We start from the raw sequence: 6,088 nt of genomic DNA, 5'->3' as shown, positions 1-6,088 counted from the left end.
CGGCGCCTGGGGCCGGCAAAGCCGGACCCTCGGCCCCCACTGGTGGAATACCTCCACCACTTGTTGCACCCACAGAATTCTCCAACCCAGCATGAGCCGCGGAACCGGCTTTGCCGGGCCGCAGGCACAGTCCCCTGCAAGGGGAAAAGGGCTACACGGAGTGAGCCCGATAGGGGTGTGCCAATTCTCGGCTTTGCCGGGCCGCAGGCGCAGCGGCCCCCTTGGGGGGCAGGGAGCTACACGAAGTGAGCGACCGTGGGGGCCATAATCTTTCATTTTCTGGAGACCGCGTGGATATTGCACTGTTGATCAAAGCCGCCGTCATGGGCATCGTCGAGGGCCTGACTGAATTCCTGCCGATCTCCTCGACAGGGCACCTGATATTGGCCGGTGCGCTGCTGGGATTTGACGATGAAAAAGCCAAGGTGTTTGATATCGCGATCCAGACTGGCGCCATTTTTGCGGTGATCCTGGTGTACTGGCAGAAGATCCGCGCGACCGCCGTAGCCCTGCCGACCGAGAAACAGGCGCAACAGTTTGTGCTCAATGTGCTGGTGGCTTTTGTGCCCGCCGTGGTGCTGGGCCTGCTGTTCGGCAAAGCCATCAAGGCCCATCTTTTCACGCCCGTGGTGGTGGCCAGCACTTTCATCATCGGCGGCTTCATCATCCTCTGGGCCGAAAAGCGGCAGCAAAAGAACACCGCGGCTGCGCGCATCCAGGAGGTGGAGGACATGACCGTGATGGACGCGGTGAAGGTCGGCCTGGTGCAATGCCTGGCGATGATTCCCGGCACCAGCCGAAGCGGTGCGACCATCATCGGCGGCATGCTGCTGGGGCTGTCGCGCAAGGCCGCGACCGACTTCTCGTTTTTCCTGGCCATGCCGACGCTGATTGGCGCCGGCGCCTACAGCCTGTACAAGGAGCGGGCGCTGCTGTCTGCTGCCGACATGCCCATGTTTGCGGTAGGCCTGGTGTTTTCGTTTTTCAGCGCCTGGCTTTGCGTACGCTGGCTGCTGCGCTACATCTCGACCAACAGCTTTGTGCCGTTTGCCTGGTACCGCATCGCGTTCGGCATTGTGGTGCTGGCCACGGCGTGGAGCGGGCTGGTGGTTTGGGCGGCGTAAAAAACTGAGCGTCCGGTAAAAGAGACGCAGGGGAGGGGACTGCCATGACCTGGCTTCGGTATTTTTCTGTTCTTCTTTGGGGCTTGCTGCTGGCACAGCTGTCGCATGCGAGTGGCCCGGTATTTATCCCGTCGCAGGACGGCAAGCTGCAGATTCCCGGCTACTGGTTCGACACCGGCGACAAGGATCCGCGGCCCGTCATCATCGGCCTGCATGGCTGCGGCGGCGGGCTCGACAGTAAAGGCAATTTTGCCGAGCGGCTCTTCCGGTATGGCGGGTACTTCAACGCGGAGCGCATGCATTTCCTCGCGCTGGACAGCTTCACCCCGCGTGGCCAGAAATCGATTTGCGAGACACCCAACAAGCTCCGCACCATTCACGAAAGCGATCGCCGCGAGGACGTGTTCGCCGCCATCGACTGGCTGGTGAAGCAGCCGTCTGTGGATGCTTCGCGCATTGTGGTCCTGGGCTGGTCGCATGGCGCGCAGACGGTGCTCAGCACTATCGACGCCACAGACAAATACGTGCAGGCACAGAAGATGCAGCCGCGCGCCGCCGTGGCTTTTTACCCTGGCTGCCTGCTGAACAACAGGATGTGGAACTATGAAGTCCATGTGCCGCTCCTGATCATGATCGGCGAGCTCGACGACTGGACACTGGCCCCGGAGTGCGTCACCCTGCATGGGCGCCTGCAAAAGAACAAAGCCAATTCGCCGGTGGAACTGACGGTTTACCCCGGCAGCTACCACGGCTTTGACGGCCCCGGGCCTGTCAAACAAATGGAAGGCCTGGGCAACACCAAAACCGGCAAGGCCACGGTGGGCGGCAACCCCGCAGCGCGGGAAGCATCACATGCGCGCATGTTCGAGTTTCTCTCGGCGCAGCTGGGCCAGCCCTTGCTGTTGTCGCACGCCCAGCGCTTCAAAGGGCATCACTACGTGGTGCCGCCGGCCTCCGGCTTTGCGGCGGCCGATGACACAGCGGCCGTGCCGCTCAGCGACGCCGGCAAGGCGCGTTATGCCCACTTCCGCAGCTTGCCGTCTCCCAAAGCCTTTGCCGTGACGGAGAAGGGCGGCTGGTACTTCAACGCCGGCGAGCCCGAAGCCATGGCGACGACCTTCCAGCAGTGTGCGAGGGCGAAATCGAAGTGCTGGCTGTATGCGGTAGACGATCAGGTGGTGTGGCAGCCCGATGCGGCGGCGCGGGCGGGTGAAGCGGGCCTGAAACGCGTGGGTGCGCCAGCCCGTTGAGCGATGCGTTGCCCAAGCTGCGATTGGCGTGACGTCTGACAAAAGCTGTCACATCCTGGTGTTACGCTGGATTTTTAAACTTCAGGCAGGGTCGCACCATGAGTATTCTCGGCAAAATTTTCGGCAAGATATTTCCCTCGCTGCAAACGCCCGATGCCGCGCCGCCGGTGGCTGCCGCTCCCGCTGACACGGCTCCCGCAGCGCCTGCCCCGGCGCCTGCAGCGCCGCCCATGCAGCAGGTGGATGTCGAAGCCCTGCTCAACGGCATGGCCAGCAAGAACCCGGAAAAACTCAACTGGAAGACCTCTATCGTCGACCTGATGAAGCTCCTGCACCTGGACAGCAGCCTGGGTGAGCGCAAGGAGCTGGCGAAGGAACTGGGTTACACGGGTGACATGAATGACAGCGCGACCATGAACATCTGGCTGCACAAGCAGGTCATGAACAAGCTGGCAGCCAACGGCGGCAAGGTACCCGCCGACCTGATGGATTAGCCCCGCGAAGGGACGAACGCTCAGGCGGACCTGAGCTTTTCCACTAGGGCTGTGTAGCCGGCCATCGCGTCTTCGCGGGTCATGCCCTTGCGCTGGGCCCAGGCATCGTATTTGGCGCGGCCTGTCACGTCCATCATGCCGGGGCGTTCGCCGGTCGCGTCCCCCAGCGTCGCCTGTTTGTACAAGGCATAGAGGCCCAGCAGGGCTTCGTTGTCAGGTGGTTGGGCCAGCGTCTTCACCGCAATGCCGGCGGCTTCAAAAGCGCGCTCGGCTTCGCTGGGCCCGGCAGGGGCCACAGGTTCACCAAAGTGCGCGTCTTCCAGCGCCACGTCATCAGGGAACCAGCGTGCATCGAGCAGCCGGCCCGAGCGCACCGCAAAGGCCAGCACACCTTGCGACATCAGGCCGCCGGCCGTGAGCGTAGCGGGCACCACCGCCACGCCGGCATTGAACACCGGCTGCCCGAATGCCGTGAACCGCACTGCAGCGGCCCACGGCAGCATGGCTTGCAGACCCTTGTTGCCGCGGTAAACGCCGCTGGCGCGGTTGGCGCCGGGCTGGAACCATGCCATGTCCGAAGCGCCCCTGGCAAAGATGCCGGTGAAGTCGCCGGCCTCCAGCGAGGTACGCAGCGCTTGCGCAAAGGCGATGAGTGCTTCGGGGCTCATCTTCGGGTCGTCTACCGCCATGCCCAGTGAGGCCGCGCTGCTGGCGCCGAAAAACTCCAGCACGTTGCGGGCAACCTGTTCGCGGTCGTTGTCGACGCAGATCATGTGATAGCTGTTTTCCAGCACCACCATGCGGGCTTTGGCGCCGCCTATCTGCTCGACCAGGTAGTTGGCCGAGCTCAGGCTGGTGAGTTCGTCCTCGCGTGCATGGATCACCAGGGTTTCGCTGGCCATGTCTTTCAGGCCGGTCATCACCCAGCCGCGAAGCCGGTCTACCTGCCGCACGCAGGCCAGCGGTACCCAGCGGTAATGAAAGGCTTCACCGCGCGCAAATTTGGCCTTGACGATGGCGCGCAGCTGTTCGTTCTTGATGCCGAAAGGGTCTTCTTCCTCGACCTTCATGCGTGCTGCAACGCCGGGCAGGTGGTACATCAGGTGGCGCAGCGGTGTGTACCAGGCGGTGGCCCACCCGTCGATGTAGATAGGCGGCGCCAGCGCGATCAGCTTGCCGCGCGTGTGCTTTTGCCGCTTGGCCAGCTCGGTGGCCAGCAGTGCGCCCATGCACATGCCCATGATGTGGAAGTTGTCGTGCTGCGCGGCCACCTCGTGGTATTTGGCGGTGACGGCATCCATCCACTGCTCAGCGGTCACGTTCACCAAATCCTCGGGCGTGGTGCCGTGGCCGGGCAGGGTCAGCGAATGGGTGACAAAACCGGCGTTTTTCAGCCGCTTGTGCATGGAGCCCAGATCGTATTGCGTGCCGCCCAGCCCGTGAATGAGGAAAACGGCCGGCGTCTTCTTGTCCACGGCCGGCGCTGGTGACTCGGCGGAAGCGGTGCTGGAAGTGTCCAGAGCCACGTCAGGCCTCGACTTCCAGCAGCGCTGCAACCTGTTCGACATTGCCGTCGGCGCCGCGCACACCCGACAGGCGCGCGTTCACGCTGGCCACGCGGCCGTCGCTCCAGCGCAGGGTGTTCTTCCACAGCACGTGGTCGCGCTGGCCCTGCGTCAGGTCGCGCCAGTCGGCTTGCAGTCCGGGCTGCTCTTGCGGGTCGGCGTGGGCGATGAAGTCCTGCACGGTCAGCAGTGCGTTGGCGTTGGTGCGCAGCAACTCGCTGGCACCTTCGCCCCATTCGGCAGCGCCCGTCCTGGCGTCAAAATTGGCGACCACCGTGCGGTTGGAGTCCAGCACCTGGCGGTAGCGGGTGCGCCAGTCCTGCGCCTGCGCCAGGGCCTGTGCGGCGGTGGCGCCCAGGGCATTGACCACGCCCACCAGCAGCGCCATCACGGCGACATAACCTTGTACCTCGATCACCGCTTCGCCGGGAAAGCCTTCCACTTCGGCGAAGGGGCCGCCGCCGGCGTTGGTCCAGGCGACCAGGGCCAGCGCGCCGATGAGCGTGGCCACCGTGGCGCCGCGTTCTTTCCAGAGGATGGCGGTCACCACCATGAAGGGCAGCGGCAGGTAGGTGAGGGTGGGGCCCAGCGATGCGCTGAACCGGTCGGACACATCGCTTGAAAAGATCAGCCCCGCCACCACAAAGAAAAGCAGGAAGGTGCCCGCGCCCGCCAGGAACTGGCTGGTGGCCATGCCGCCCGAGCGCTTGACCTTGAAGCCGGAAAACGCAGTGATGAGCGGCGCGATCAGCAAGATGCCGACAAAGGTGGTGCAGGTCCACACGCGCCATTCGGTCAGCAGGACAACGGGCTCCGGCAGGGCCCAGCTCCAGAGCMTCACGCCGATGCTGGCACCCAGCGCGGAGGTCAGCAGTGCGCCCAGCAGCACGCCGGCGTAAGCCTTGCCCGGCTCCATGCCGCCGTCGGGCCCGGTGCTGCGCAGCAGGCGCGCCACCCAGGCGCCCAGGCTGGCGCAGAGGGCTTCGTTCAGGCCAAAAGCGATGGCAGGCAACACGGCCAGGCCGTCCAGCAAAGCCAGCGCGATGGCCGCCAGCGCGGCGCCCGCCAGTACGGCGGGGCGCTTGGGCGGCTTCACGGCCAGCAGCGCGCCAAAGGTGACGCCCGTGGCCAGCCAGACGGATGCGCTCAGCGTCATCGCGTCGCCCATGCTTTGGGACAGCACCGCTGCAACGGCCCAGGCTAGAAAGGTCACGGCAAGGGTGACGATAAAGGACAGGGCCATGAGAAACCTCCTCTGAGAATCGTTCTGATGCGCGGCACAGGGGCTGCCGGATGTGCTGGGCTAGTTTATCCAGTCTGTTGCGAATGTTGAACCGCAGTCTTGAGGGTAAGTCCCCGCGGCGTCAATATCGCTGAAATCTGCACTTTTAGGTGGTTTTTGGCCTTTTGGGAAATAGGGACGGGCGCTGGCAGCTATTGAATTGATAGCGGTTCCTTGAGGCCGGTTTGTGTTCCGACTGGGCGCTTTCGTCTAGGAGCTGCTGGCCGGGCAACCCCCGGCCAGCCGCCCTCAGCAGAGGGCGCACCGCCGGAAACAACAGCAGCCTACTCGAGGAAATTCCTCAAAGCCGCCTCAACCGCAGCCGCCGTTGCCAATGGCTTCTCCATCGGAAACAGATGACTCCCATCCAGCA

The 6,088-nt window shown here is 64.0% G+C and carries 5 protein-coding genes and 1 pseudogene; 3 read left to right on the top strand and 3 right to left on the bottom strand.

The window, feature by feature from the left end:
• The first annotated feature begins 290 nt into the window (after positions 1-290).
• The 3 genes from AC1D1X_RS13445 to AC1D1X_RS13435 all read left to right on the top strand — a co-directional run bounded on the left by AC1D1X_RS13445 (position 291) and on the right by AC1D1X_RS13435 (position 2,868).
• Complete coding sequence (locus AC1D1X_RS13445; protein WP_457279124.1) at positions 291-1,124, top strand: undecaprenyl-diphosphate phosphatase; 834 nt, start codon at positions 291-293, stop codon at positions 1,122-1,124.
• A gap of 44 nt (positions 1,125-1,168) precedes the next feature.
• On the top strand, positions 1,169-2,374 hold the full coding sequence (locus tag AC1D1X_RS13440) for a dienelactone hydrolase family protein (RefSeq protein WP_477671544.1): 1,206 nt from the start codon (positions 1,169-1,171) through the stop codon (positions 2,372-2,374).
• A gap of 98 nt (positions 2,375-2,472) precedes the next feature.
• Positions 2,473-2,868, top strand: coding sequence for a DUF3597 domain-containing protein (locus tag AC1D1X_RS13435; protein ID WP_477666371.1), 396 nt, complete (start codon positions 2,473-2,475; stop codon positions 2,866-2,868).
• A 20-nt stretch (positions 2,869-2,888) separates the two neighbouring features.
• On the opposite strand, the gene AC1D1X_RS13430 is transcribed toward AC1D1X_RS13435, so the two are convergent.
• The 3 genes and pseudogenes from AC1D1X_RS13430 to AC1D1X_RS13420 all read right to left on the bottom strand — a co-directional run.
• Positions 2,889-4,394: an acyl-CoA-binding protein gene (locus AC1D1X_RS13430; RefSeq protein WP_477671545.1), complete on the bottom strand. Its 1,506-nt coding sequence runs from the start codon at positions 4,392-4,394 to the stop codon at positions 2,889-2,891.
• A 1-nt stretch (position 4,395) separates the two neighbouring features.
• Positions 4,396-5,676, bottom strand: a complete 1,281-nt coding sequence (locus tag AC1D1X_RS13425) for an MASE1 domain-containing protein (RefSeq protein ID WP_477698446.1) — start codon at positions 5,674-5,676, stop codon at positions 4,396-4,398.
• Between the two features lie 323 nt (positions 5,677-5,999).
• Positions 6,000-6,088: pseudogene (locus tag AC1D1X_RS13420) on the bottom strand (alpha/beta hydrolase); the annotation flags it as partial.

The organism is Polaromonas sp. P1_G4 (assembly GCF_056405475.1).
The sequence above is the reverse complement of the archived record's forward strand: the minus strand, read 5'-3'. Positions and strand labels throughout refer to the sequence as shown.

Coding starts and splice junctions, on each gene's coding strand:
- AC1D1X_RS13440 (WP_477671544.1), top strand. CDS start 1,169: ATGACCTGGCTTCGGTATTTTTCTGTTCTTCTTTGGGGCTTGCTGCTG.
- AC1D1X_RS13435 (WP_477666371.1), top strand. CDS start 2,473: ATGAGTATTCTCGGCAAAATTTTCGGCAAGATATTTCCCTCGCTGCAA.